This window comes from Marinobacter sp. AN1 (assembly GCF_026013985.1).
GTDB classification, from domain to species: domain Bacteria; phylum Pseudomonadota; class Gammaproteobacteria; order Pseudomonadales; family Oleiphilaceae; genus Marinobacter; species Marinobacter segnicrescens.
Genome location: NZ_CP110342.1, coordinates 905,722 through 930,690, shown reverse-complemented (window position 1 = coordinate 930,690; position 24,969 = coordinate 905,722). Strand labels below are relative to the sequence as shown.

The window sequence follows — 24,969 nt, the reverse complement described above, 5'->3', positions numbered from 1 at the left end:
TCCCCTATCCCGTCAAGGGAGAGGGGCCTTACACAGGTGCCTCCTCGTACTTCCCCTCTCCCGTCAAGGGAAAGGGGCCTTACACCGGTGCCTCCTCGTACTTCCCCTCTCCCTTGACGGGAGAGGGCCAGGGAGAGGGTGAGAGGAGGCGGGTTCCCTGACTCGCGTCTACAGCAACAGCCGCCGGATATCCCCCAGCAACTGCCCCAGCAGGTTGGTAAACCGGGCTGCGTCCGCCCCGTTCACGGCCCTGTGGTCGTAGGACAGGGACAACGGCAGCATCAGCCGTGGCTGGAAGGCCTCGCCGTCCCAGACCGGTTTCATGGCCGCCCTGGACACGCCCAATATGGCCACCTCCGGGGTGTTCACGATGGGGGTGAACGCGGTGCCTCCAATGCCGCCCAGGCTGGTGATGGAGAAACAGGCTCCCTGCATCTCCGCCGGCTTGAGCTTCTTGTCCCGGGCCTTGTCCGCCAGCTCCTGGGCTTCCTCGGCCAGCTGCCACAGGCCTTTCTGGTCCACGTCGCGGATGACCGGCACCATCAGGCCATGGGGCGTGTCCACGGCAATGCCGATGTGCACGTACTTCTTGCGCACCACTTCCTTGCGTTCCATATCCAGTGACACGTTGAACTGGGGCAACTCCTCCAGCGCAGCGGCGCAGGCCTTGAGGATAAAGGGCAAGGGCGTGAGCTTGACGCCCTTTTTCTCACCTGCCTGCTTCTGGCCCTTGCGGAAGGCTTCCATCTCGGTGATATCGGCGTCATCGAACTGGGTGACATGAGGTACGTTCAGCCAGCTCTTCTGCATATTGGTGGCGGTGGCGGTCATCATGCGGGACATGCTTTCCCGCTCCACTTCACCAAACTGGCTGAAGTCCGGCAGCTTGATGCCCGGTATGCCGGCGCCTTCCACCGAACCGCCCTCCTGGGCTTTCTTCAGGTTCTGGCGGATGTAGGCTTCCACATCGTCCTTGAGGATGCGGTCCTTCGGACCGGACGGTTTCACCCTGGTCAGGTCCGCCCCCAACTCCCGGGCCAGCTTGCGTACTGCCGGACCGGCATGGACCTTGGCGCCGGGGGATGGCATCTGGTAGGTGCTGTCGCCCTGGCTGTCTTCCGAGGTATCGCCGCGTTCCTTATCCTTTCCGACCTTGTCCTCCTTGTCGGACTTTTCGTCCTTGTCGCCGGTTTTTTCCTCTGCCCCGTCAGTGTCAGCCTCCTCTTCATCCCCGCTGTCACCGCCTTCCTCGACAGTCATTTCCAGCAGGTCGTCTCCTTCCGAGAGCTTGTCACCCTCCTTTACCAGGATCTTGTCGACCTTGCCGGCGTAGGGGGACGGAATTTCCATGGTGGCCTTGTCGGACTCCACGGTGACCAGTGGGTCGTCTTCGCCAACGGAATCGCCCTCACTGACGTTGATCTCGATAACCGGGACATTCTCGAAGCCGTCCAGGGCGGGCACCTTCACCGTTTCCTTGCGGCTGCCGCCCTTCTTGCCCTGCTTCTGGCCGCCCTTGTCCGAAGCCTTCTCACTGTCCTTGTCGTCATCCTCGTCGCTGTCGGGCTGCGCCTTCTCTGCAGCTTCATCTTTCGACTGGTCCGCGTCCTCGCCGCTGTCGCCGTCGTCTTCGTCGTCACCGCCGCCGGCTGCATCGGTATCGATCGTGCCAACCACGTCGCCTTCACTAAGCTTGTCGCCCACCTTGACGGACAGCTTGGTGATCTTGCCGGCAAAGGGTGCTGGGAGCTCCACGGAGGCCTTGTCGGACTCTACCGTGAGGATGGGATCTTCTTCCTCGACGGTGTCACCCTTGCTGACCAGTACTTCGATAACCTCGACTTCGTCCGCACCGCCGAGATCGGGAACCTTGATGTCCTGCTCACTCATAGCGGCCTCCTCAGCTGTACGCCGGGTTGGGTTTGTTGCGGTCGATGTTGTACTTGCGCATGGCTTCCAACACCTGGTCCTTCTTGATCTCCCCGTCCTCGGCCAGCGCCGACAGGGCGTTAATCACCACGTAGTAGCGGTCCACTTCGAAGAAGTTGCGCAGCTTCTCCCGGGTATCACTGCGGCCAAAACCATCAGTGCCCAGGGTGTAGTAGGTCTTGGGAATGTAAGCGCGCAACTGCTCAGAATGCAGCTTGATGTAGTCCGTGGCGGAAACCACCGGGCCCTGCTGCTTTTCGAGGCACTTCGTAACGTAGGGCGTCTTCTGCGTGTCATCCGGGTGCAGGTGGTTCCAGCGTTCCACATGCATGCCGTCACGGGCCAGTTCGTTGTAGCTGGTAACACTCCAGATATCGCTGGCCACGCTCCAGTCGTCCCGCAACAGATCGGCTGCAGCCCTGACCTCATTAAGGATGGCACCGGAACCCAGGAGCTGCACCCGTGGGGTTTTCTTGCGGCCCTTGGTTTCCACCGAGTCGAACTTGTACATGCCCTTGATGATCTGCTCTTCAATGCCCTTGGTACTGGGCATGGCGGGCTGTTGGTAGTTCTCGTTCTCGATGGTGAGGTAGTAGAAGACGTTGCGATTGTCCTCGAACATCTCCTTGATGCCATGCTGGACCACCACGGCCATTTCGTAGCCGAAGGCCGGATCGTAGGCACGGCAGTTGGGCACCACGTTGAACAACACATGGCTGTGGCCATCCTGGTGCTGCAGGCCCTCGCCATTGAGTGTGGTGCGACCCGCGGTGCCACCAATCAGGAAGCCCCTGGCCTGCATGTCCCCGGAAGCCCAGACCAGGTCCCCTACCCGCTGGTAACCAAACATGGAATAGAACACGTAGAACGGAATCAGCGGGAAATTGTTGTGGCTGTAGGAGGTCGCCGCAGCCATCCACGCCGCCATGGAGCCATCCTCGTTGATGCCCTCCTGCATGATCTGGCCCTTCTTGTCCTCCCGGTAGTACATGATCTGGTCCCGGTCCTGGGGCACGTACTTCTGGCCTTCGGAGGTATAGATGCCCATCTGCCGGAACATGCCTTCCATACCGAAGGTCCGGGCCTCGTCAGGAACAATGGGCACTACCCGCTTGCCCACCCGCTTGTCTTTCACCAGGGCATTGAGGATGCGCACAAAGGTCATTGTGGAGGACACTTCCCGGTCACCGGAACCGTCCAGCACACTCTTGAAGATGCTCAGTTCAGGCACCTTCAATGGCTGGGCGTCCTTGCGACGCTTGGGATAGAAGCCGCCCAGGTCCTGCCGGCGTTTCTTCATATAGACCATTTCCGGGCTGTCCGGAGCTGGCCGGTAATAAGGGATATCTTCCAGTTCGTCGTCCTTGAGGGGCACGCCGAAACGGTCCCGGAAGGCCTTGAGGGCTTCCTTGTCGAGCTTCTTCAGGGAGTGGGCGGTGTTCTGCGCCTCGCCTGCGGCGCCAAAGCCATAACCCTTGATGGTGTGGGCAAGGATAACCGTGGGCTTGCCGTTGGCCTCGTGTACGGCCTTGTGATAGGCGGCATATACCTTGTAGGGATCATGGCCACCACGGTTCAGCTTGTTGATATCATCGTCGGAGAGATTCTCCGCAATCTTCGCAAGCTCAGGGTACTTGCCGAAGAATTCCTTGCGGGTGTAAGCCGGGCCCTGGCTGGTGTAATTCTGCAGGTCGCCATCGCAGATTTCATCCATGGCACGCTGCATCACACCGTCTTCATCCTTGTCGAACAGCGGGTCCCACATGCGGCCCCAGACCACCTTGATGACGTTCCAGTCCGCACCCCGGAAGATGCCTTCCAGTTCCTGGATAATCTTGCCATTGCCCCTTACCGGGCCGTCCAGGCGCTGCAGGTTGCAGTTGACCACGAAAATAAGGTTATCCAGCTTCTCGCGACCGGCCTTGGAGATGGACCCCAGGGTTTCCGGCTCGTCACACTCGCCGTCCCCCACAAAGCACCAGACCTTGCGGTTGTCCATATCAATCAGTTCCCGGCTGTGCAGGTACTTCATGACATGGGCCTGGTAGATCGCCTGGATCGGGCCCAGGCCCATGGAGACCGTCGGGAACTGCCAGTAATCCGGCATCAGCCAGGGGTGGGGATAGGAGGACAGGCCGTTGCCGTCGACCTCTTCCCGGTACTTGTCCAGGTGTTCCTCATCGAAGCGGCCCTCCAGGTAGGAACGGGCATAGATGCCCGGGGAGGCATGGCCCTGGAAATAGACCAGGTCAGACTCGCGCTTGTCATCACCACCGTGGAAGAAGTAATTGAAGCCCACATCATAGAGGGTGGCGGCTGAAGAGAAGGTGGAAATATGCCCGCCCAGCTCACCCGGGCGCTGGTTTGCCCGCACCACCATGGCCATGGCGTTCCAGCGGATCAGGGAGCGGATACGGCGTTCCATGAACAGGTCACCAGGCATACGTGCTTCATTGGTCACCGGAATGGAGTTTCGGAACGGCGTGGTAATGGAATAGGGCAGTTCCGTGCCTTCCCGGCTGGCGCGTTCTGACAGGCGCTCCAGGATAAAGCGGGCGCGGTCTACGCCTTCGTTTTCAATCAGGGATTCCAGTGCATCCAGCCATTCGCTGGTTTCAGTGGGGTCATCGTCCTGGTACATCGAACCCTCCCATGTTTTCGATTATGCGGCCAGGATGCCGCTGAACAGGGACCAGTGCGGGTAGGCACCAGCCTGGGAAACCGCCACCCCAAGCATAGATCAGTTACGCCGGGGTCTCCGGCCGATGAAATTGCGGTGGCGCAACCGGCACTTTTGGCACCGGAAAAAATCAGAGGAACGTCAAGACTATAGAAAGCATGTTGCCAACTTGCGACATCCTTCACAACTCGACCAAAGACCAAGGCGGCCTGTGCGGTATGAATCGCACCGCTCCCACGTCCGCCAACCTGAATCAGCATTTAGCCTCGGTCCATGTTTTCGCAGCCACAATGCTTTTCGCACTAAATATCTTCGCGCTGACAAAGCGTGACGGGATCATGATGCCAATTGCTGCCAATATCATTGATAAGTCATCGAACCACCGCGATAAACCGGCAAGTTACCGCAACACAAAGAACTTTCTTCAAGGCGAACGTCATTTTATTAATTAGACCTGAAAATGTTGTTCCTTTCCGGTATACTTGCCTGCCTGATTTTTGAACAGTGGTGGCTGATGCATTCCGGCCGCCGGCAATTTCACTCAGACAGAGGGCGATCCATGAATTCCATCGTCACCTTCCCGAACCGGATTCCGACCGTCGAGTTTGAAGAGCGTCGTTTCCAGGTCTACACCGACCGCCAACTCGACAAGATCGAGGTTATCCAGAATCTTCCCGAAGAGACTCTGTTCGAAATGAAAGTGGTGGCCAGCGTGCTGCCCTTCCGTGTCAACGAATACGTCATCAACGAACTGATCAACTGGGACAATGTCCCCAACGACCCGCTGTATCAGCTGGTGTTCCCGCAAAAAGGCATGCTGAAGGAAGAGCACTTCGAGCGCATGGCCAAGCTGCACCGGGAAGGCGCCGACAAGAAGCTGATCCAGAAGGTTGCCAAGGAAATCCGCGACGAGCTGAACCCGCACCCGGCGGGGCAGATGGAAATGAACCTGCCCACCCTGGACGGGGTGCCGCTGGAAGGCCTGCAGCACAAGTACCGGGAAACCGTGCTGTTCTTCCCGGCCCAGGGCCAGACCTGTCACTCCTACTGCACTTTCTGCTTCCGCTGGGCGCAGTTTGTTGGCGACAAAGACCTGCGCATCGCCAGCAGCGACGCGGAGCAGCTGCATGGCTACCTGAGGCAGCATACCGAGGTTACCGACCTGCTGATGACCGGCGGTGACCCCATGGTGATGAAAACCAAGAACCTGGTGCAGTACCTGGAGCCGCTGCTGGAACCGGAGTTCGATCACATCCAGACCATTCGCATCGGCACCAAGGCGCTGACCTTCTGGCCGTACCGGTTTGTCACCGACAAGGACGCCGACGAGCTGATCGAGCTGTTTGCGAAGCTTGTCGATGCTGGCAAACACGTGGCGCTGATGGCCCACTACAATCACTGGCAGGAAATCACTACCGATATCGCGGAAGAGGCGATCCGTCGCATTCGCGCTACCGGGGCTGAAATCCGCGCCCAGGGCCCGCTGATCAAGCATGTGAACGACAATGCCGACGACTGGGCGAAGCTGTGGAAGAAGGAAGTGAAGCTGGGCATCATCCCCTACTACATGTTTGTAGAGCGGGACACCGGCGCCAAGAACTACTTCGAAGTGCCGCTGGCAAAGGCCTACGACATCTACCGTGAGGCCATCAAGCAGGTCTCCGGCCTGGCCCGAACCGCCCGTGGTCCGTCCATGAGTGCCGGCCCCGGCAAGGTGGAAATCCAGGGCGTCACCGAGGTCAAGGGTGAAAAGGTGTTTGTACTGCGCTTCCTGCAGGGCCGCAACCCGGACTGGGTTCAGCGCCCGTTCTTCGCGAAGTACAGCGAAACCGCCACCTGGTTGCACGAGCTGGAGCCGGCGTTCGGTGAAGAGAAGTTCTTCTTCGAAAACGAATACGAACAGATGCGCAAGGGTAACGGCTAATCAGCCATACACCCTGCATCTCCTGAAAAGGCAGCCTCCGGGCTGCCTTTTCTGATTCTGCCTGAGTCTCCCTCAGGCATCCTCAGGGATCAGTACGACCAGCTCCTTCGGACCATGCGCCCCATACGCCAGCACCTGCTCAATGTCTGCTGTCTTGGACGGCCCGGACACCAGCAGCAGGTTGGTGGGCATCGCCGCCGACCAACCCTGTTTTTGCATGATGGTGTACAGGTTGTCCTCCACCTCGCTGGCCTTGAGCAGGGCAATATGCAACGGCGGCAACAGGCTCATCAGCCGGGGTTCGTGCCGATCCGGCCACAGGACCAGGGAGCCGGTGGCGGCAATCCCCCCCACCGTTCCGGTCAGGCTGGCCTCTACCTTCCAGAACAGGTCTTCCTTCCAGGCTTCCACCGGCCGGTCATAGGCCAGCAGCTCCGGCTTTGCCCCGCCCGCCTGCCAGTGTGCCGCCAGCTGACGTCCGTGGTCAGTGCCGGGCGCGTACAGCAGGTTTGCCAGGCCACGGGCTTCCAGCAACGCCTCAACCTTTGCCGGCCAGCTCTCGCTGGTCACCAGGTGCAGCTCGGTCTGGACCGCCTCCATCAGGCTACGCAGGCGCTTGATCCGCTCCTGCGGCGGGTATTGCCAGGGCCCGGTCACCAGCGTTTCGTCGAAGTCATCCGGCCGCGGCCTGGTGTCCGCCAGGCTGGCCCGAAGCCTGCCCAGGATGTTACTGCGTGCGCTCATGGCTGGCTCTCCCCTTTCTCCAGGTGGGTCCTGGCAAGGTCATGCAGGGACTTCCGTGCCGGTACCGGGGCTGCATGATTGTCGGTCCATGGCCCTGCCTTCTTAGGCGCAAGCCTGCCGAACCGTGTGGCGCCCCAGAGGAACAGCCGGTAAAACATCGGCGAGGTGTTCAGGGTCGCCCAGAACCGCCAGATGGCCCGCTCCCTGCGGGAATACCTGGCACCGCCGCCCTTTACCTTTGGCTGCTCTGCGGGACTCTTGACGTTCTCCTGCCGCAGTCGCTGCAGCAGTTCCGGGATCGGAATCTTCACCGGGCAAACCTCACCACAGGCACCACACAATGAAGACGCGCTGGGGTGATCCGGCACTTTTTCCAGGCCCACCATATGGGGCGTAACGATCTTGCCAATCGGCCCCGGGTAGACTTCACCATAGGTATGACCGCCCACCCGGGTATAGACCGGGCAATGGTTCATGCACGCGCCACAACGGATGCAGTTCAGGGTCTGGCGCATCTGGGCGTCAGCGAAGGCGCCGGTGCGGCCATTGTCCAGCAACACCAGGTGGACCTCTTCCGGGCCGTCCAGCTCGTCCGCCTTGCGGGGACCGGAAATCATGTTCACGTAGGTGGTTATGGGCTGCCCCAGGGCGGAGCGGGTAAGCAGGGACAGCAGCGGCACCACATCGCGAAGATTCTCCACCACCTTTTCAATGCCGGTTACGGCAATATGCACCGGTGGTGCGGTGGTGCTCATGCGGCCATTGCCCTCATTCTCGACCAGTAACAGGGTGCCGGTCTCGGCAATGGCGAAGTTCACGCCGGAAACCCCCACATCCGCCTCCATGAACTTCGTGCGCAGGGTCCGTCGTCCGACCTGGATCAGCTCGTTAACGTCATCGGTTTCCTCCACACCCAGCTTGTCGTGGAACAGCTTCGACACCTGCCGCCGGTTCTTGTGGATGGCCGGCATTATGATGTGTGAGGGTTTCTCGCCATCGAGCTGAACAATGTACTCCCCCATGTCCGACTCCAGGCACTCGATACCACGCCCGGCCAGGTAGTCGTTCATCTCCATCTCTTCGCTCACCATCGACTTGCCCTTCACCACCTGCGAGCCCTGCCTTGCCTCAATGATGGCATGGACGATCCGGTTGGCCTCTTCCGTGGTTTCCGCCCAGTGAACCTTTATCCCGTTGTCCGTGAGCTTCTCTTCCAGCTGCTCCAGCAGATCCGGCAGCCGTGACAGTGCCCGCGCCTTGATATGGTTACCCTGCTCCCGCAGGCCCTCCCGTTCACCTTCATCCGGGAAAGCATCGGCCCGCTTCTTCATCAGTGAATCCATGGCCACCCGGAAATTGGTGCGCAACTGATCGTCGGCCAGGGCCTCGCTGGCCCGCCCCCGGAAGCTGTCGGCGAGTTCCCTGACGTGTATACGCTGGCTCATGGGGCCACCCCCCCAGACACCCGTTCCCAGAGGAAACTGGCCAGGTGACGACCCCGAAAGGGCTGCTGCTGTTTTTCCAGGGAACCATTGATGTTGAGCAGGCAGCCGCCATCCGCGGTGACCATCTCGACGGCGCCGGATTCCACCAACGATCGGGTCTTGTCCAGCACCATGGCACCGGATACTTCCGGCATACGCACCGAGAAGGTGCCACCAAACCCGCAGCACTCGCTCCCATGGTCGTGCTCCAGTCGCTCGACATTGGCCAGCGTGCCGAGCAACGCCCGCGCATGCAGGTGGGTGTTCATTTCCCGGCGGGCGGAACAGGAGGTGTGCAGGGCGATTTGCGTGGGGGCCCCCAGGTCTTGCCACTGCACCTTGCAGACATGCAGCAGGAACTCGGTAAGCTCGAACGTGCGCCCGGCCAGGTCCTCGACCCGCTTCAGCGTATCCGGCTCATCAGCAAACACCTCCCGGTAATGCTGACGGAACATGCCGGCGCAGGAGCCAGAGGGGACCACCACCGGCAGGCCATTATCGAGGAGGTTGAGCTGGGCCCGGGCCACCTCCCGGGCTTCGTTTACGTAGCCGGACGTCCAGGCTGGCTGACCACAGCACGATTGCGCCTGGGGAAAGTGTACGCGAATCCCTTCCCGCTCAAGCAGGCGAATGGCATCCAGCCCGGCCTGCGGGTAGAACAGGTCCACCACACAGGTACCAAACAGCGTAATCTCGGCCGGCTTCGGCGGATAGTCACGGGCCCCTGACCGCTCGGGGGCCACACGGGTGGCATTGGGGGCGGCATCGTAGAACAGCTCAGTCATCAGTTGTCTCCGGACTGCCAGGTGCAGGGTTCACCTGCCCGCTTGTGGCTCTTGGCTCCTCGATAGCACCAAGAATACCAAATGCACTGGCTGAGTCAGGCCCATAGACGAAAAAAGCCGCCAGGGTCTCCCGTGGCGGCTTTTTCAGACTTCGGTGTTGCTTAGCTGAAGTCAGTGGGCTTGTCGCCCTCTTTCACTTCCTTCATGGACAGCTTGACGCGGCCACGGTTGTCCACATCCAGCACCTTGACCAGGACTTCCTGACCTTCACTGAGCACGTCAGTAACGTTCTCGACACGCTGGTCGGAAATCTGGGAGATGTGAACCAGGCCATCCTTGCCAGGCAGGATGTTAACGAAGGCACCAAATTCCATGATGCGCTCAACCTTGCCCTTGTACAGTGCACCCACTTCGATCTCGGCGGTGATCTCCTTGACCCGGTTAACCGCCGCCTGGGCAGCGATCTGGGTGTCGGCGTAGATCTTGACGTTACCGTCATCGTCCAGGTCGATGGAAGCACCGGTCTCGTCGCAGATGGAGCGAATGGTCGCACCGCCCTTACCGATGACATCACGGATCTTGTCCGGATGGATCTTGATGGTGGTGATGCTCGGCGCACGCTCGGACAGCTCGGTGCGCGGCTCGGCGATCACCTTGGCCATTTCACCCAGGATGTGCAGGCGGGCGTGGTGGGCCTGCTCCAGGGCGATTTCCATGATCTCGTCGGTGATGCCGTTGATCTTGATATCCATCTGCAGGGCGGTGATGCCCTCGGAGGTACCGGCCACCTTGAAGTCCATGTCGCCCAGGTGATCTTCATCACCCAGAATGTCGGTCAGGACGGCGAACTGCTCGCCTTCCTTCACCAGGCCCATGGCAATACCGGCTACCGGCGCCTTGATGGGCACACCCGCGTCCATCAGCGCCAGGGAGGAACCACAGACAGAGGCCATGGAGCTGGAGCCGTTGGACTCAGTGATCTCGGATACCGCACGGATGGTGTACGGGAACTCTTCGATGGTCGGCATAACCGCCGCCACACCGCGCTTGGCCAGGCGACCGTGGCCCACTTCACGACGACCCGGGGTACCCACACGGCCAGCTTCGCCGACGGAGTAGGGAGGGAAGTTGTAGTGGAACAGGAACGGATCCTTGCGCTCACCTTCCAGGGCATCGATGATCTGCATGTCACGGGCAGTACCCAGTGTGGTGGTCACGATGGCCTGGGTTTCGCCACGGGTGAACAGGGCAGAACCGTGGGTGCTGGGCAGGATGCCGACTTCGATATTGATCGGACGAACCGTCTTGTTGTCACGACCATCGATCCGCGGCTTGCCGTCGATAACCTGCTGGCGAACCACGTTCTTCTCGACCTTGCCGAAGTACTTCTTCACTTCGTCTTCAGCCGGCTGGCCTTCTTCTTCACCGGCCAGCTTCTCGACGGCAGCGTCCTTGATTTCCTTCAGCTTCGCGTAGCGCTCCATCTTGTCGCGGATGGCGTAGGCTTCAGCGATAGCGCCGCCGAAGCCATCCTTGATAGCGTTCAGCAGGTCAGTGTTCTCAGGCTCTGGCTGCCAGTCCCAACGGGGCTTGCCAACTTCGGCAGCGAATTCCTTGATCGCGGTAACCGCCGACTGCATCTCTTCGTGGGCGAAGAGTACCGCACCCAGCATCTGGTCTTCGGTCAGGCCCTTCGCCTCGGACTCAACCATCAGCACGGCGTCTTCGGTACCGGCAACGACCATGTCCAGGGCTGAGGTTTGCAGCTCTTCAAAGGTCGGGTTCAGGAAGTAGCCCCGGTCGTTGGTGAAGCCAACGCGGGAGGCACCGATAGGACCGTCAAACGGAATACCGGAAATGGAAAGGGCCGCAGAAGCCGCCAGCATGCCGGCAATGTCCGGATCCTGGGTCTTGCTGGAAGACATGACGGTACAGATGACCTGCACTTCGTTCATGAAGCCGTTGGGGAACAGCGGGCGGATCGGGCGGTCGATCAGACGCGAGGTCAGGGTTTCCTTCTCGGAAGGACGGCCTTCACGCTTGAAGAAGCCACCCGGGATCTTGCCCACGGCGTAGGTCTTCTCGAAGTAGTTCACGGTCAGCGGGAAGAACGGTTGGCCCGGCTTGGCTTCCTTGGCACCAACCACGGTGCCCAGTACAGAGATGTCATCGATGGTCACCAGTACAGAACCGGTGGCCTGGCGGGCGATGCGGCCCGTTTCGAGGGTGACGGTCTTGCCGCCGAGCTCGAAGGTTTTCTTCGTTGCTTGTGGAATCACAGTAACTCCTGATTTTGCTTGATCATCAAATGCACCAGATCAGGAAGACGCGTTCCCAAAGCCCTGCTACCAGAAAGCGAACAGGCTGTTGCAAAACCCCGGGGGAAGTACCCGGGCCTTTCAACAACCTGCTATCGGCGCTTTCGGTCATGACAGCAGAAGCACTTCGGTAGTGGCGTAACAACCGGTTCTGGTACCGGTTCGGGTGGAAAAGCATACTCCGATGACAAGCCCCGGTATAAACCGGGCCCAGCCACCGGAGCACAGGCCGGCACCAGGTTGGCGCCAGCCGGCAGGTCGTCCGCTTAGCGACGCAGACCCAGACGCTGGATGAGATCCAGGTAACGGTCAGCGTTCTTGCGCTTGAGGTAGTCCAGCAGCTTACGACGCTGGTTAACCATACGGATCAGGCCGCGGCGGGAATGGTGATCCTGCTTGTTGGCCTTGAAGTGGTCCTGCAGCTTGTCGATGTTGGCGCTCAGCAGGGCTACCTGAACTTCAGGGGAACCTGTGTCGCCATCGCCTTGCTGGTAGTCCTTGACGATCTGTGCTTTTTCCTCGGCTGAAAGTGCCATAAATCACCTCATTGTTTGCGATGCCTGAAATCATCCGGCCGAACCGCGCATCTCTGCAGCCCGGCTAGGCAGTCACAACCGGCTGGTTATCGACTGCTTGAAACCAGACGACGGGGCACAACCACGGTTGTATCCGCGCCTTCCGGCTGTCCTTCACCGAGGCCGACGAAACGGTTAGCACCGTAAAGCCGTACCGGTCCGGTCAAGGATTGACCCGATATTCTAACGGGTTGTCCGTTCAATATCGACTGTAAATTTGCCCCCTCAAGGGTCAGCTCCGGGAACATGGTGAGCGCCGCATCCGGCGCCACCAGGAGGCCATCCAGGGACTCGCCCCGCTCCCGCATCTGCTCCAGGTCCGCCACCTGGCGGGCATCCGCCAGGGTAAAGCCGGAAGCCATGGTACGACGCAGCGCGCACACGTGTGCGCCACAGCCGAGGGCTTCACCGATGTCTTCCACCAGGTTACGAACGTAGGTGCCCTTGGTGCACTTCACTGCCAGGTCCAGCTCATCCGGGCGAACCGCCAGAAGGGTCAGTTCATAGATGGTCACCGGCCGGGCCGGACGTTCCACCTCGATACCCTCGCGGGCGTACTCGTACAATGGCCGGCCCTTGTGCTTCAGCGCCGAGTACATGGAAGGGACCTGCTCGATATCACCGCGAAAGTCGGCGAGCACGGCCTCGACATCCGCCTCAGTCAGACCTTCCGGCACGGGCCGCTCGGCGACCACGGCGCCTTCACTGTCAGCGGTTTCCGTGCGAACACCGAGTTTTGCCGTGGTGATATAGGCCTTGTCGCTGTCCAGCATCAGCTGGGAAAACTTGGTGGCCTCGCCAAAACACAAGGGCAACACACCGGTCGCCAACGGGTCAAGGGCACCGGTATGGCCGGCTTTCGCCGCGCCATAGAGGTGCTTGACCTGCTGGAGGATACCGTTGGAAGTCACGCCCTGGGGCTTGTCGATGACCAAGATGCCGTTGACGTCACGGCCTTTGCGTCTGCGAGCCAAACTCAGGACTCCTGGTCGTTGTCGTCGTCCTGGCGGACTGCCGGCTTCTTGCCCACAGCCTGGTCGATGAGACTGTCAATATGACGACTCTGACCCTGGAGGGTGTCGAAGTGGAAACGAAGCTGCGGAATCACCCGCAACTTCATGGCACGACCGAGCTGCCCCCGGAGAAACCCGGAGGCATTGCGCAGAACCTTGAGGGAGTCCTGGACTTCGCCGGACTCCTCACTCAGTTCCTCGGTACTGAGCAGGGACACATAGATATCGGCATAGCCGAGGTCCTTGCTGACGCGCACCGCATTGATGGTGACCATACCCACGCGGGGGTCCTTGACCTCCCGCATGATGAGCAGGGAAAGCTCCTTCTGGATCTGGTCACCAATGCGGTCGAGACGACTGAACTCTCTGGGCATTATGAACCTGTGGATTCCAGCTTGCGTTCAACACGGACCCGATCGAACACCTCGATCTGGTCACCCACCTTCACGTCGTAGCCCTTAACACCGATACCACATTCCATGCCGTTGCGAACTTCCGGAACGTCGTCCTTGAAGCGGCGCAGGGATTCCAGCTCGCCTTCAAAGATCACCACGTTGTCACGCAGAACACGGATCGGCTTGTTCCGGTACACGGTGCCCTCAGTCACCATACAGCCGGCCACCTGGCCGAACTTCGGTGAACGGAACACATCCCGCACCTCCGCAATGCCCACGATGTCTTCGCGGAATTCCGGGGCCAGCATGCCGGTCAGGGCTGCTTTCACATCATCGATCAGGTTATAGATGATGGAGTAGTACCGCAGATCCACACCTTCCTGCTCGACCAGGCGCTTGGCGGAGGTATCCGCACGGACGTTGAAGCCGAACACAACGGCGCTGGACGCCAGTGCAAGACTGATATCCGTTTCCGCGATACCACCCACACCGGAAGAAATGATCTTCACCTGGACTTCGTCGTTACCCAAGTCCTGAAGGGCCTTGGTAATGGCTTCCAGGGAACCACGCACGTCGGTCTTGAGGACCACGTTGAGGGTCTTGACCTCGTCCTTGCCCATGTTCTCGAACAGGTTCTCCAGCTTGGCCGCCTGCTGACGCTGCAGCCGCTGCTCCCGCTCCCGGGCCTGGCGGAACTCGGCAAGCTCCTTCGCCTTGCGCTCGTCGGCGACGGCAAAGAACTCATCACCGGCATCCGGTGTACCGTTCAGGCCAAGGATCTCGACCGGGATGGACGGGCCAGCTTCCTTGACCTGCTTGCCAGCCTCGTCGGTCATGGCGCGGACCTTACCGAACCAGGCACCGGCCACAACCATGTCGCCCTGGCGCAGGGTACCGTTCTGAACCAGTACGGTAGCCACGGAACCACGGCCGCGCTCCAGGGAGGATTCGACCACAACACCCTTGGCTGGTGCGTCCTTGACCGCTTCCAGTTCCAGCATTTCTGCCTGCAGAAGAACCGCTTCCAGCAGCGCATCGATACCGTCACCGGTGTGGGCGGATACCGGTACAAACTGGACGTCACCGCCCCATTCTTCCGGGATGACATCCATGCCGGCCAGCTCGTTCTTGATGCGGTCCGGGTCAGCTTCTTCCTTGTCCATCTTGTTGATCGCAACGACGATGGGTACGCCAGCGGAACGGGCGTGGTCTACCGCTTCCTTGGTCTGGGGCATAACACCATCATCGGCAGCCACGACCAGGATAACGATATCGGTACACTGGGCACCGCGGGCACGCATGGCGGTGAATGCCGCGTGGCCCGGGGTATCCAGGAAGGACACCATGCCGTGGTCGGTTTCCACGTGGTAGGCGCCGATATGCTGGGTAATACCACCGGACTCACCGGAAGCCACCTTGGTGCGACGGATGTAATCCAGCAGGGAGGTCTTGCCGTGGTCAACGTGGCCCATAACACTCACCACCGGAGCCCGGCGGGCCTTCTCGCCGCCGCTATCGCCGGCGATCTCGCTGATCACCTCTTCCTCAAAGGCGTCCTCGCTCACGGTCCTGGCCTTGTGGCCCAGTTCCTCGGTGACCAGTACCGCCGTTTCCTGGTCCAGGGCCTGGTTGATAGTGGCCATCACACCCATACCCATCAGGGTCTTGATCACATCGGCAGCCTTGACTGCCATGCGCTGAGCGAGATCACCAACGGTAATCGTTTCCGGAATTTCGACTTCTCTGACCATTGGTTTGGTTGGCTTCTCGAAGCCATGCCTTTTCTCTTTGGGTTTCTTTTTCGCCCGCAGCGGCTTGCGCAGCGTGGTGTCCTCTTCATCTTCAGACAACACAATGGGTTCTTCCACCGGACGACTGCGTGGTCCGCGATGACCTGCGGACTTCTTCTTGGGCTTGCCCTCTTCCGTATCGTCAGGACGCTCGCGGGCCTTTTCCTTCTTCTTCTTGGCCTTGCGTTCCTTATCCTTGGCGGTTTCAGGATCGGGCGGCGGCATCGGAATCTCTTCCTCCGCCACAGTAGTCTCGGGCTTGACCGCCTTGTTGGTTACTTCCCCGGCGTCTTCCTCACCTACCGTAATCGGGCCAGTTTCAGGAGTGCCTTCGGTGGCCGGTGCCTCTGCAGCCTCCGGCTTTTTCTCTTCAACCGGCGCCTGCTCGGCGGCGGGCTGGGGTGCTGGTTCCTGCCGCTCCTCTACCGGCGCTGCGGACGGTTGTTCCGGCTCCGGCTCGGGTTGCAACTCAGCACGCTTCACGTAGGTGCGGCGCTTGCGTACCTCAACATTGACGGTTTTGCCGCCACGGGCGCCACCACCGGTCTTGAGGGTGGTTGTGGTCTTGCGCTTGAGGGTGATCTTATTCGGCTCTGCCTCGGCCTCGCCGTGGTTCTTGCGCAAATAGGTCAGCAGCTGCTGTTTCTCATCGCTGGTCACGGAATCATTCTCGGAACGGGCCTTGAGGCCGGCTTCCACGATCTGACGCAGCAAACGATCCACGGGAGCGCCTACATCTTCGGCCAGTTGTTTAACGGTTACTTCTGCCATACTGGTCCTCCTCCCGATTAAGCCTGGTCTTCAAACCAGGGGGCACGCGCCGTCATGATCAACTGACCAGCACGCTCTTCATCCATACCTTCAATTTCGAGCAGGTCATCAATTGACTGCTCAGCCAGGTCCTCCATGGTGCGGACACCCATACCGGCCAGCTTGAACGCCAGGGTACGGTCCATGCCTTCCATTCCAAGGAGGTCATCGGCCGGCTCGTTGCCCTCAAGGGCTTCCTCGCTGGCCAGGGCCTTGTTCAGCAATACATCCTTGGCACGACGGCGGAGCTCGGTAACCGTGTCCTCGTCGAAGCCTTCAATAGCCATCATCTCTTCCATGGGGACGTAGGCCACTTCCTCGATGGAAGTAAAGCCTTCCTCGATCAGCACCCCGGCAAACTCGTCGTCGACATCGAGGTTTTCCATGAAGTGGGCCAGCAGGCGATTGTATTCCTGCTCCTGCCGTTCACCGGCTTCTTCCTCGGTCATCACATTGAGGGTCCAGCCGGTCAGTTCGCTGGCGAGGCGCACGTTCTGGCCGTTACGGCCAATCGCCTGGGCCAGGTTATCCTCGGCAACCGCCACTTCCATGGTGTGGCTGTCTTCGTCCATCACAATGGAGGCCACTTCAGCCGGCGCCATGGCGTTAATCACCAGCTGGGCCGGGTTATCGTCATACAGCACGATGTCGACACGCTCGCCGGCCAACTCGTTGGAAACGGCCTGCACACGGGAACCCCGCATACCGACACACGCGCCCACCGGATCGATGCGGCGGTCGTTGGTCTTGACCGCAATCTTGGCCCGGGAGCCCGGATCACGGGCAGCGCCACGGATCTCGATCAACTCCTCGGCAATTTCCGGCACCTCGATGCGGAACAGCTCGATCAGCATCTGCGGATCGGTACGGCTGAGCATCAGCTGCGGACCACGGTGGTCGGTGCGGATCTCCTGGAGCAGCGACCGGACACGGTCACCCATACGGAAAGTCTCCCGCGGAATCAGCTGGTCACGGGGCAGCAGGGCTTCGGCGTTGTTACCCAGGTCAATGATGACGTTGTCCCTTGTCACTTTCTTGACCGTACCGGAGATCAGCTCGCCCACCCGGTCACGGTAGCTGTCGACGATGCGCATGCGCTCAGCTTCACGGACCTTCTGGAAGATGATCTGCTTGGCGGCCTGGGCGCCGATGCGACCGAAGCTTTCGGATTCGATCTTTTCCTCGTGGATATCACCGGGCTTGAGGTTGGTGTCGATCTCTTCCGCTTCCTGCAGGGTCAGCTCGGTACCCAGGGCCGGAACGGCGTCGTTGTCGACTACCAGCCAGCGGCGAAAGGTTTCGTACTCGCCGGTACGGTGATCGATGGACACGCGGATATCCGCTTCCTCATCCTCGAACCGTTTCTTTGCTGCGGTTGCCAGTGCCAGCTCGATAGCTTCGAAAATAACGTCTTTCTCGACGCCCTTTTCGTTGGAAACGGCCTCAACCACCATCAGGATTTCTTTACTCATTGAAATACCCTGCCCTTACAATTCTCAGACATGCAGTCACCCGGCCTTACTCGAAAACCGGCACAATGTTCGCTTTATCAATACTTTCAAACGGCAGCAGGTACTCGTGGTCATCCACCACAACCACCACATCGCCGTCTTCGGTGCCTTTCAGGATGCCCTGGAACCTGCGCCGCCCCTCGAAGGCCATCCGCAAACGGATATTGACCTGATAGCCCGCCCAGGCACTGAACTGCTCCAGGGTAAACAGGGGCCGGTCCATCCCCGGGGATGAAACCTCCAGGGTGTATTCGTTCTGGATCGGGTCTTCCACGTCCATCACACCACTGACCTGGCGACTGACTTTTTCACAGTCCTCGATGCTGATGCCATTTTCCTGGTCATCAATAAACAGGCGCAGTGTCGAGTGGCGACCCTGGGAGCGGAATTCAATCCCCCAGAACTCGTAACCCAACCCCTCCACTACCGGGCGGAGGATCTCTTCAAGTTTGTTCAGTTTTGCAGACAAGTCCGATGCGACTCCCGTGGTAACCCGCCAGCTCCGCCGGCGGCTGATTTTCAGGCCACAAAAACAAAAAAAGGGCTGTCTGGCAGCCCTTTTCATGCATCAGGGCCCGACGCGCCAGGCCCCTTAATCAAAAAGCCCCGACTGCTCAGACAGCCCGGACCATGACAACTCCGGAACTACCTGCCTGTGGGGCCTTTTGTTGCAAGTAATCGCGAACCAGCGCCGGATAACCGGATGGACCGCCGACAGACACCTGGCCTGTCACCGCAACCCGGAGCAGAAAAACCACGCACCGGGCCGCTTCAATAATCGCCGGAGTATAAGGATCCGGGCGATCATGGTCAAGGACTGACCAAAAAAAACGGCTTGGGTAAACGCTACGCCAAGCCGTTTCTGTATATGGTGCCGAAGGCCGGACTCGAACCGGCACGGCTTACGCCACTACCCCCTCAAGATAGCGTGTCTACCAGTTCCACCACTTCGGCAAAAACTCACTCGAGCTCGGGGATGGCATTACCATCACCGCCCTCTTCTTCGCTGAGGCTTGGAGCCCCGCCTTCAGCATCATCCGCCGGGGTACTGCTATCAACCTGCTCCACCATGGGAACACCAGCCTGACCCGCCACCTCGGCGCGCTGCTTGGCGAAGATCGCCAGCGAAAAACTTGTAATAAAGAACACCAGGGCCAGAATGCTGGTTACACGGGTCAGGAAGCTGCCGCTACCCTGACTACCGAATACCGTCTGGGAGGCACCACCACCAAACGCAGCGCCGGCGTCGGCACCCTTGCCCTGCTGGATCAGAATCAGACCCACCAGTGCCACGGCAATCACGACGTGCACGACGACAACCAGTGTTTCCATCCAGTCCATATCTGCTCTCTGTAACGCTAAGCAGCCCCGAGGGGAACTGCAAAACCCGTGTGATCCTGCCTGGTCTTACGAACTAACTGCCTGACAGATCGCGATAAAATCTTCAGCTTTCAGCGATGCTCCGCCGATAAGCCCGCCGTCAATATCCGGCTTCATAAACAGTGCGGCCGCATTATCCGGTTTTACACTGCCGCCGTAAAGCACTGACATCGCATTTCCTGGCAATCCGAGACCGACAAGCTTGTCCCGAATGGCCTGGTGCATCGCCTGGGCATCTTCTGCCGTGGCAGTTTTGCCAGTCCCGATGGCCCAAACGGGCTCGTAGGCGATAACAATATTAACGGCCTCGTCGGCAGACACCCCTGCAAGGGCACCTTCCAGCTGCCGACAAACGACAGCTTCCGCATCACCAGAATCACGCTCTTCAAGGGTTTCGCCGACACAAACCATGGCCTGCAAACCACACGCGAGAATCCGGGACACCTTGGCGGCGACAATCTCGTCGGTTTCGCCGAACAGCTCACGCCGCTCAGAATGTCCAACCAGCACGTACTGGCAACCTGCATCAGCGGCCATGGCCGCAGCAATCTCGCCTGTGTACGCACCACTTTGCCACTGCGCTACGTTCTGAACGCCGATGCTGATCGACGAATCGGCCAGCTGCGCCTTAACCTCGCCGAGGTAAAGCGAGGGGGGCATAATAACAACCTCAGGGCCATTATCAAGCGCCGACACCGCTTCCCTGACGGCCGGTACCAGTTGCTGAACCAACTCCGAGGAGCCGTTCATCTTCCAGTTTGCTGCAACAATCTGTCTGCGCATGCCATCCGTCATCAGGGTTATGCCCGGGGGCCGTCCAGAAACGAGCGCGAACTATACAGCACGATACCACGGTGCACAAGCCTGAACGCTGTGGGCGCCCAGGGGCGCCTCCCCTCTCCCTGGCCCTCTCCCTGGCCCTCTCCCGCAATGGGGAGAGGGAACCCATGTAACAAGCTCCGATTTAACCCCTTTGACGGCGGGATGACATCTGTAAGACAGAATCCGGCTAACCCCCTCTCCCTTGACGGGAGAGGGGCTGGGGTGAGGGTGGAGCAGGCTAACTGGTCACCAGCAGACAATTTCAAGCCTTTGAACGACCAACCACCTCAGCAAGCTCTTCGGCAACCTGCTCGATCACCGCAGCGTCTTCTCCTTCCGCCATCACCCGAATCAGCGGCTCGGTGCCAGAGGCACGCAGCAGAATCCGGCCCGCGGCGCCAAGGTGGTCTTCAGCCTTGCGTACTGCCTCGGCAATGTCTGGGCGAGACATCGGATCAAAGCGTTCGCCAACCCGCACGTTGATCATGGTCTGGGGCAGCTTGGTCATGCCCTGGCGCAATTCGCCAAGGGTCTTGTCGGCACGCCAGCAGGCCAGCAGCACCTGCAGGGCGGAGACAATGCCGTCGCCGGTCGTTGTACAGTCGCGGATCACCAGGTGTCCCGAGCCTTCGCCACCAAGCAGCCAGCCACGCTGGAGCAGGCGCTCCATGACATAGCGGTCACCGACCTTGGCGCGCTCGAAGGGGATGCCTTGATCCTGCAGCGCCAACTCGACGCCAAGGTTGGTCATCAGAGTGCCTACAACGCCGCCCTTGAGGGTGCCGGCTTTTTTGCGCTGGGCGGCGATGACGTAGATCAGCTCGTCACCGTCTACTTCGGAGCCGTCCTTGTCCACCATAAGCACCCGGTCGCCATCTCCATCAAAGGCAATACCGAGATCTGCGTTGCGCTGCTGGACGGCTTCCTTCAACGCCTCCAGGTGGGTGGAGCCCACGCCCAGGTTGATGTTGAGACCATCCGGATCGCCACCAATCACCGAGACCCGGGCGCCCAGTTCACGGAACACCTTGGGCGCCACGTGGTAAGTAGCACCGTGGGCGCAATCGAGCACAATATGCATACCGTCCAGCACAAATTCGTTGGGGACGGTGCTCTTGCAGAATTCGACGTAACGGCCTGGGGCGTCTTCCACTCGGAAGGCCTTGCCTAGGTCGGCTGACTCACAGACGGTCACCGGCTTGTCCAGCCAGCGCTCGATCTCGGCTTCCAGGGCATCGTCCAGCTTGGTGCCATCGCCGGAGAAGAACTTGATGCCATTGTCGTAATGGGGGTTATGGGAAGCGCTGATGACAATACCCGCACAGGCGCGGAAGGTCCGCGTCAGGTAGGCAATGGCCGGAGTTGGCATTGGGCCCAGCAGTTTGACGTCGACACCGGCAGCAGACAGCCCGGCCTCCAGGGCAGATTCGAACATATACCCGGACAGGCGGGTGTCCTTGCCGATGATAACGCTGTTGCGCTGACCGTCCCGCTTGAACGCCTGGCCGGCGGCCCAGCCCAGTCGCAGCATGAAATCCGGGGTAATAGGCGCATCGCCCACCCGGCCGCGAATACCGTCTGTACCAAAATACCGGCGCGCTACCGGTGCGCTCTTGTCCGTCATTTGTCAGTCTGCTCCTTAATCAAAAAACTGTTCTGCCACGGAATCTTGGGCCCTTCGATAGCCGTCCCGATACAAACGCCCTTCGACAGGCTCCCTTCGACAGGCTCAGGGCGAACGAGAAGATCAAAAAATATCCTTGGCCAATGAAAGCACGGAATAACACGAAGAAAGGACAAGGACTGTTTGCCACTAAATCCTTTTCCCATTCGCCCTGAGCCTGTCGAAGGGAGCCTGTCGAAGGGCCTTGGATTCATGGCAAAAAAATCAATAACCCTGTGCCTGCATAGCCTCTACCACCCTCACCGCATCCACGGTCTCGCGCACATCATGTACCCGTATCACCGAGGCACCTTTGAGGGCCGATATTGTGGCGACTGCCAGACTGGCAGGCAAGCGCTCGCTTACCTCACGCCCGGTAATCTGCCCCAGCATGGTCTTGCGGGACATGCCTACCAACAGAGGGTAGCCCAGCACTCGCAACTGCTCCAGCGTGGCCAGCAGCTGCAGGTTATGCTCGAGGGTCTTGCCGAACCCGAAGCCCGGGTCCAGCAGGATTTTCTCTGCCGGGATGCCGGCCGCCTCACATACCCTCACCCGATCCATCAGATAGGTCGCAACATCCCGAACCACGTGGCGGTATTCCGGATTTTGCTGCATGGTGCCCGGCGCACCCTTCATATGCATCAGGCATACCGGCAAGCCGGCCTCCACGGCAGCATCGACGGCGCCTTCCCGCTCCAGGGCCCGCACATCATTGACCAGGCCTGCACCGAGGCGTGCGGTTTCCCGGATAACCGAGGGCGTGCTGGTGTCTACCGAAATAACCGTATCCACTTCACGGGCAATCGCCTCGACAACGGGACACACCCGGTCCAGCTCCTCCTGCTCGGATACCGGTGCCGCACCCGGACGGGTGGATTCACCACCCACATCCACGAACGCGGCGCCGTCAGCGACCATCTCGCGGGCCCGCTGCACCGCCAGCTCAACCGAATTGTAGCGACCACCATCGGAAAACGAGTCCGGCGTGACGTTAACGATGCCCATGACATGGCAACGCCCCATGTCCAGCTCGCGCCCGGCAAATGCCATCTGCATAACACAACCTGCCTGATTGGATCTGAAAAGAAATAATACGGGAAAGAAAGGGCCTGACTGAAACAAAAACGCCGCCCTCGCAGGCGGCGTGTAATTTTGCTTCCGAACCTAATGACTGGCGATCAGTGCTCGCCGGCCGGCTGCCCGGCTGCACCCGTGTCGCGACCGTCATTATCGGACAGGGTGCCGGTTTCCGGCTGGTCGATGGTGACACCGCCACCGGAGCCATCCCCCCAACCCTTGGGCGGACGCGGGCTACGACCTTCCATGATGTCATCGATCTGGAAGCGGTCGATGGTCTCGTACTTCATCAGCGCCTCTGCCATCAGGTCGAGCTTGTCCCGGTTTTCCACCAGGATCTGCTTGGCCTTTTCGTAGCAGGTATCAATGATGTTGCGCACTTCCTCATCAATACGCTGGGCGGTTTCCGGAGAGTAGACCGTATGGCTCTGACCAGCGCTGCGACCCAGGAACGGCTCTTCGCTCTCAGTATCGTATTGCAGCGGGCCGAGCTTCTCGGACAGACCCCACTTGGTGACCATGTTACGGGCCAACTGGGTGGCACGCTCGATGTCGTTGGAGGCACCGGTGGTTACACCCTCAAAGCCCAGGGTCAGTTCCTCAGCGATACGGCCACCAAACAGGCTGCAGATCGAGCTGATCAGATAACGCTTGGAGTGACTGTACTTGTCCTCTTCCGGCAGGAACATGGTCACACCCAGGGCGCGGCCGCGGGGAATAATGCTCACTTTGTACACCGGGTCATGCTCCGGCATCAGCCGGCCGACAATGGCGTGGCCAGACTCGTGGTAGGCCGTGTTGAGCTTTTCCTTCTCGTTCATGACCATGGACTTGCGCTCAGCGCCCATCATGATCTTGTCCTTGGCCAGCTCCAGCTCTTCCATGGTTACCAGGCGCTGGTTACGGCGTGCCGCAAACAGGGCGGCCTCGTTCACCAGGTTGGCCAGGTCGGCACCGGAGAAGCCGGGCGTACCACGGGCAATCACCGCCGGGTCGATACCGTCTGCCAGGGGCACCTTCTTCAGGTGCACCTTGAGGATCTGCTCACGCCCAATGATGTCCGGCAGGCTGACCACCACCTGGCGATCGAAACGGCCGGGACGCAGGAGAGCCGGGTCCAGCACGTCCGGACGGTTGGTAGCGGCGATGACGATAACGCCCTCGTTGCCCTCAAAGCCGTCCATCTCGACCAGCAGCTGGTTCAGGGTCTGCTCACGCTCGTCGTGACCACCGCCCATGCCGGCGCCACGATGGCGACCAACGGCGTCGATCTCGTCGATAAAGATGATACAGGGGCTCTGCTTCTTGGCCTGCTCGAACATGTCACGCACCCGGGAGGCACCGACACCCACGAACATTTCCACGAAGTCAGAACCGGAAATGGTGAAGAACGGCACCTTGGCCTCACCCGCGATGGCCTTGGCCAGCAGGGTCTTACCAGTACCCGGAGGGCCAACCATCAGCACGCCCTTGGGAATGCGGCCACCAAGACGCTGGAACTTGCTGGGGTCCCGCAGGAAGTCCACCAACTCCTTCACATCTTCCTTGGCTTCATCACAACCTGCGACATCACCAAAGGTGGTCTTGATCTGATCCTCGCTCATCAGGCGGGCCTTGGACTTGCCGAACGACATGGGGCCCTTGCCGCCACCGCCGCCCTGCATCTGCCGCATGAAGAACACAAACAGCGCGATGATGATCAGGATGGGGAACGCCGCCACCAGCAACTGGGTCCACAGGCTCTGGCGCTCTGGCTCCTTGCCGATGATCTCGACATTGTTGCTGAACAGGTCGTCCATCAGGCGATTATCCGGAATCGGCGGCCGTACCGTATCGAACCGGGAGCCGTCGCTACGCTGCCCCTGAATGTGAAGTCCATCGATGGTCACCTGGCGCACCTGGCCCTGCTCCACCATCTGGACGAATTCGGTATAGTTGACCTGCTGAGCGGTGGTCGTCGGAGAGAAATTCTGGAACACCATCAGCAGTACGGCTGCGATTATCAGCCACAAAACCAGATTTTTAGCCATATCGTTCAAGGATCATCACCTGTGAATTGCAGGGCA

Annotated in this window: 19 protein-coding genes and 1 tRNA gene; 2 read left to right on the top strand and 18 right to left on the bottom strand. The window is 60.0% G+C overall.

What is annotated here, in order from left to right:
* Nucleotides 1–168 precede the first annotated feature (168 nt).
* Nucleotides 169–1,890, bottom strand: coding sequence for a dihydrolipoyllysine-residue acetyltransferase (aceF, locus tag LJ360_RS04170; protein WP_264995360.1), 1,722 nt, complete (start codon nucleotides 1,888–1,890; stop codon nucleotides 169–171).
* A 10-nt stretch (nucleotides 1,891–1,900) separates the two neighbouring features.
* Entirely contained in the window at nucleotides 1,901–4,570 is a 2,670-nt protein-coding gene (gene aceE / locus LJ360_RS04165; protein WP_264995359.1) for a pyruvate dehydrogenase (acetyl-transferring), homodimeric type, read from the bottom strand.
* 257 nt (nucleotides 4,571–4,827) lie between these two features.
* Here aceE and LJ360_RS04160 point away from each other — a divergent pair, with 257 nt between their 5' ends.
* Entirely contained in the window at nucleotides 4,828–5,061 is a 234-nt protein-coding gene (locus LJ360_RS04160) for a hypothetical protein (protein WP_264995358.1), read from the top strand.
* 107 nt (nucleotides 5,062–5,168) lie between these two features.
* A complete protein-coding gene (locus LJ360_RS04155) occupies nucleotides 5,169–6,533 on the top strand; it encodes a KamA family radical SAM protein (protein ID WP_264995357.1) in 1,365 nt (454 codons plus the stop codon).
* 72 nt (nucleotides 6,534–6,605) lie between these two features.
* On the opposite strand, the gene LJ360_RS04150 is transcribed toward LJ360_RS04155, so the two are convergent.
* The 16 genes from LJ360_RS04150 to ftsH form a co-directional block, all read right to left on the bottom strand.
* A complete protein-coding gene (locus tag LJ360_RS04150) occupies nucleotides 6,606–7,277 on the bottom strand; it encodes a LutC/YkgG family protein (protein ID WP_264995356.1) in 672 nt (223 codons plus the stop codon).
* Nucleotides 7,274–8,722: a LutB/LldF family L-lactate oxidation iron-sulfur protein gene (locus LJ360_RS04145; RefSeq protein WP_264995355.1), complete on the bottom strand. Its 1,449-nt coding sequence runs from the start codon at nucleotides 8,720–8,722 to the stop codon at nucleotides 7,274–7,276. Before LJ360_RS04145 ends, LJ360_RS04150 begins: the two co-directional genes overlap by 4 nt.
* A complete protein-coding gene (locus tag LJ360_RS04140; RefSeq protein ID WP_264995354.1) occupies nucleotides 8,719–9,546 on the bottom strand; it encodes a (Fe-S)-binding protein in 828 nt (275 codons plus the stop codon). The genes LJ360_RS04145 and LJ360_RS04140 overlap by 4 nt, the downstream gene beginning before the upstream one ends.
* Nucleotides 9,547–9,707: 161 nt before the next feature.
* Complete coding sequence (pnp, locus tag LJ360_RS04135) at nucleotides 9,708–11,825, bottom strand: polyribonucleotide nucleotidyltransferase (RefSeq protein WP_413774395.1); 2,118 nt, start codon at nucleotides 11,823–11,825, stop codon at nucleotides 9,708–9,710.
* Between the two features lie 305 nt (nucleotides 11,826–12,130).
* Nucleotides 12,131–12,400: a 30S ribosomal protein S15 gene (gene rpsO / locus LJ360_RS04130; RefSeq protein WP_264995353.1), complete on the bottom strand. Its 270-nt coding sequence runs from the start codon at nucleotides 12,398–12,400 to the stop codon at nucleotides 12,131–12,133.
* An 86-nt stretch (nucleotides 12,401–12,486) separates the two neighbouring features.
* Entirely contained in the window at nucleotides 12,487–13,413 is a 927-nt protein-coding gene (gene truB, locus LJ360_RS04125; protein WP_264995352.1) for a tRNA pseudouridine(55) synthase TruB, read from the bottom strand.
* 2 nt (nucleotides 13,414–13,415) lie between these two features.
* The gene (rbfA, locus tag LJ360_RS04120) at nucleotides 13,416–13,826 is read right to left on the bottom strand and encodes a 30S ribosome-binding factor RbfA (RefSeq protein ID WP_264995351.1); all 411 of its coding nucleotides are present in this window, start codon (nucleotides 13,824–13,826) and stop codon (nucleotides 13,416–13,418) included.
* On the bottom strand, nucleotides 13,826–16,408 hold the full coding sequence (gene infB / locus LJ360_RS04115; RefSeq protein WP_264995350.1) for a translation initiation factor IF-2: 2,583 nt from the start codon (nucleotides 16,406–16,408) through the stop codon (nucleotides 13,826–13,828). The genes rbfA and infB overlap by 1 nt, the downstream gene beginning before the upstream one ends.
* A 17-nt stretch (nucleotides 16,409–16,425) precedes the next feature.
* On the bottom strand, nucleotides 16,426–17,919 hold the full coding sequence (nusA, locus tag LJ360_RS04110) for a transcription termination factor NusA (RefSeq protein WP_264995349.1): 1,494 nt from the start codon (nucleotides 17,917–17,919) through the stop codon (nucleotides 16,426–16,428).
* 46 nt (nucleotides 17,920–17,965) lie between these two features.
* Nucleotides 17,966–18,427, bottom strand: coding sequence for a ribosome maturation factor RimP (gene rimP / locus LJ360_RS04105; protein WP_091854272.1), 462 nt, complete (start codon nucleotides 18,425–18,427; stop codon nucleotides 17,966–17,968).
* A 400-nt stretch (nucleotides 18,428–18,827) separates the two neighbouring features.
* A tRNA-Leu gene (locus LJ360_RS04100) sits at nucleotides 18,828–18,912 on the bottom strand.
* A 6-nt stretch (nucleotides 18,913–18,918) separates the two neighbouring features.
* Complete coding sequence (secG, locus tag LJ360_RS04095; RefSeq protein ID WP_091854270.1) at nucleotides 18,919–19,299, bottom strand: preprotein translocase subunit SecG; 381 nt, start codon at nucleotides 19,297–19,299, stop codon at nucleotides 18,919–18,921.
* 66 nt (nucleotides 19,300–19,365) lie between these two features.
* On the bottom strand, nucleotides 19,366–20,121 hold the full coding sequence (gene tpiA / locus LJ360_RS04090; RefSeq protein ID WP_264995990.1) for a triose-phosphate isomerase: 756 nt from the start codon (nucleotides 20,119–20,121) through the stop codon (nucleotides 19,366–19,368).
* 301 nt (nucleotides 20,122–20,422) lie between these two features.
* Nucleotides 20,423–21,784, bottom strand: a complete 1,362-nt coding sequence (glmM, locus tag LJ360_RS04085; RefSeq protein ID WP_264995348.1) for a phosphoglucosamine mutase — start codon at nucleotides 21,782–21,784, stop codon at nucleotides 20,423–20,425.
* Nucleotides 21,785–22,048: 264 nt separating this feature from the next.
* The gene (gene folP, locus LJ360_RS04080) at nucleotides 22,049–22,882 is read right to left on the bottom strand and encodes a dihydropteroate synthase (RefSeq protein WP_264995347.1); all 834 of its coding nucleotides are present in this window, start codon (nucleotides 22,880–22,882) and stop codon (nucleotides 22,049–22,051) included.
* Between the two features lie 122 nt (nucleotides 22,883–23,004).
* The gene (gene ftsH / locus LJ360_RS04075) at nucleotides 23,005–24,942 is read right to left on the bottom strand and encodes an ATP-dependent zinc metalloprotease FtsH (RefSeq protein WP_264995346.1); all 1,938 of its coding nucleotides are present in this window, start codon (nucleotides 24,940–24,942) and stop codon (nucleotides 23,005–23,007) included.
* Nucleotides 24,943–24,969 lie beyond the last annotated feature (27 nt).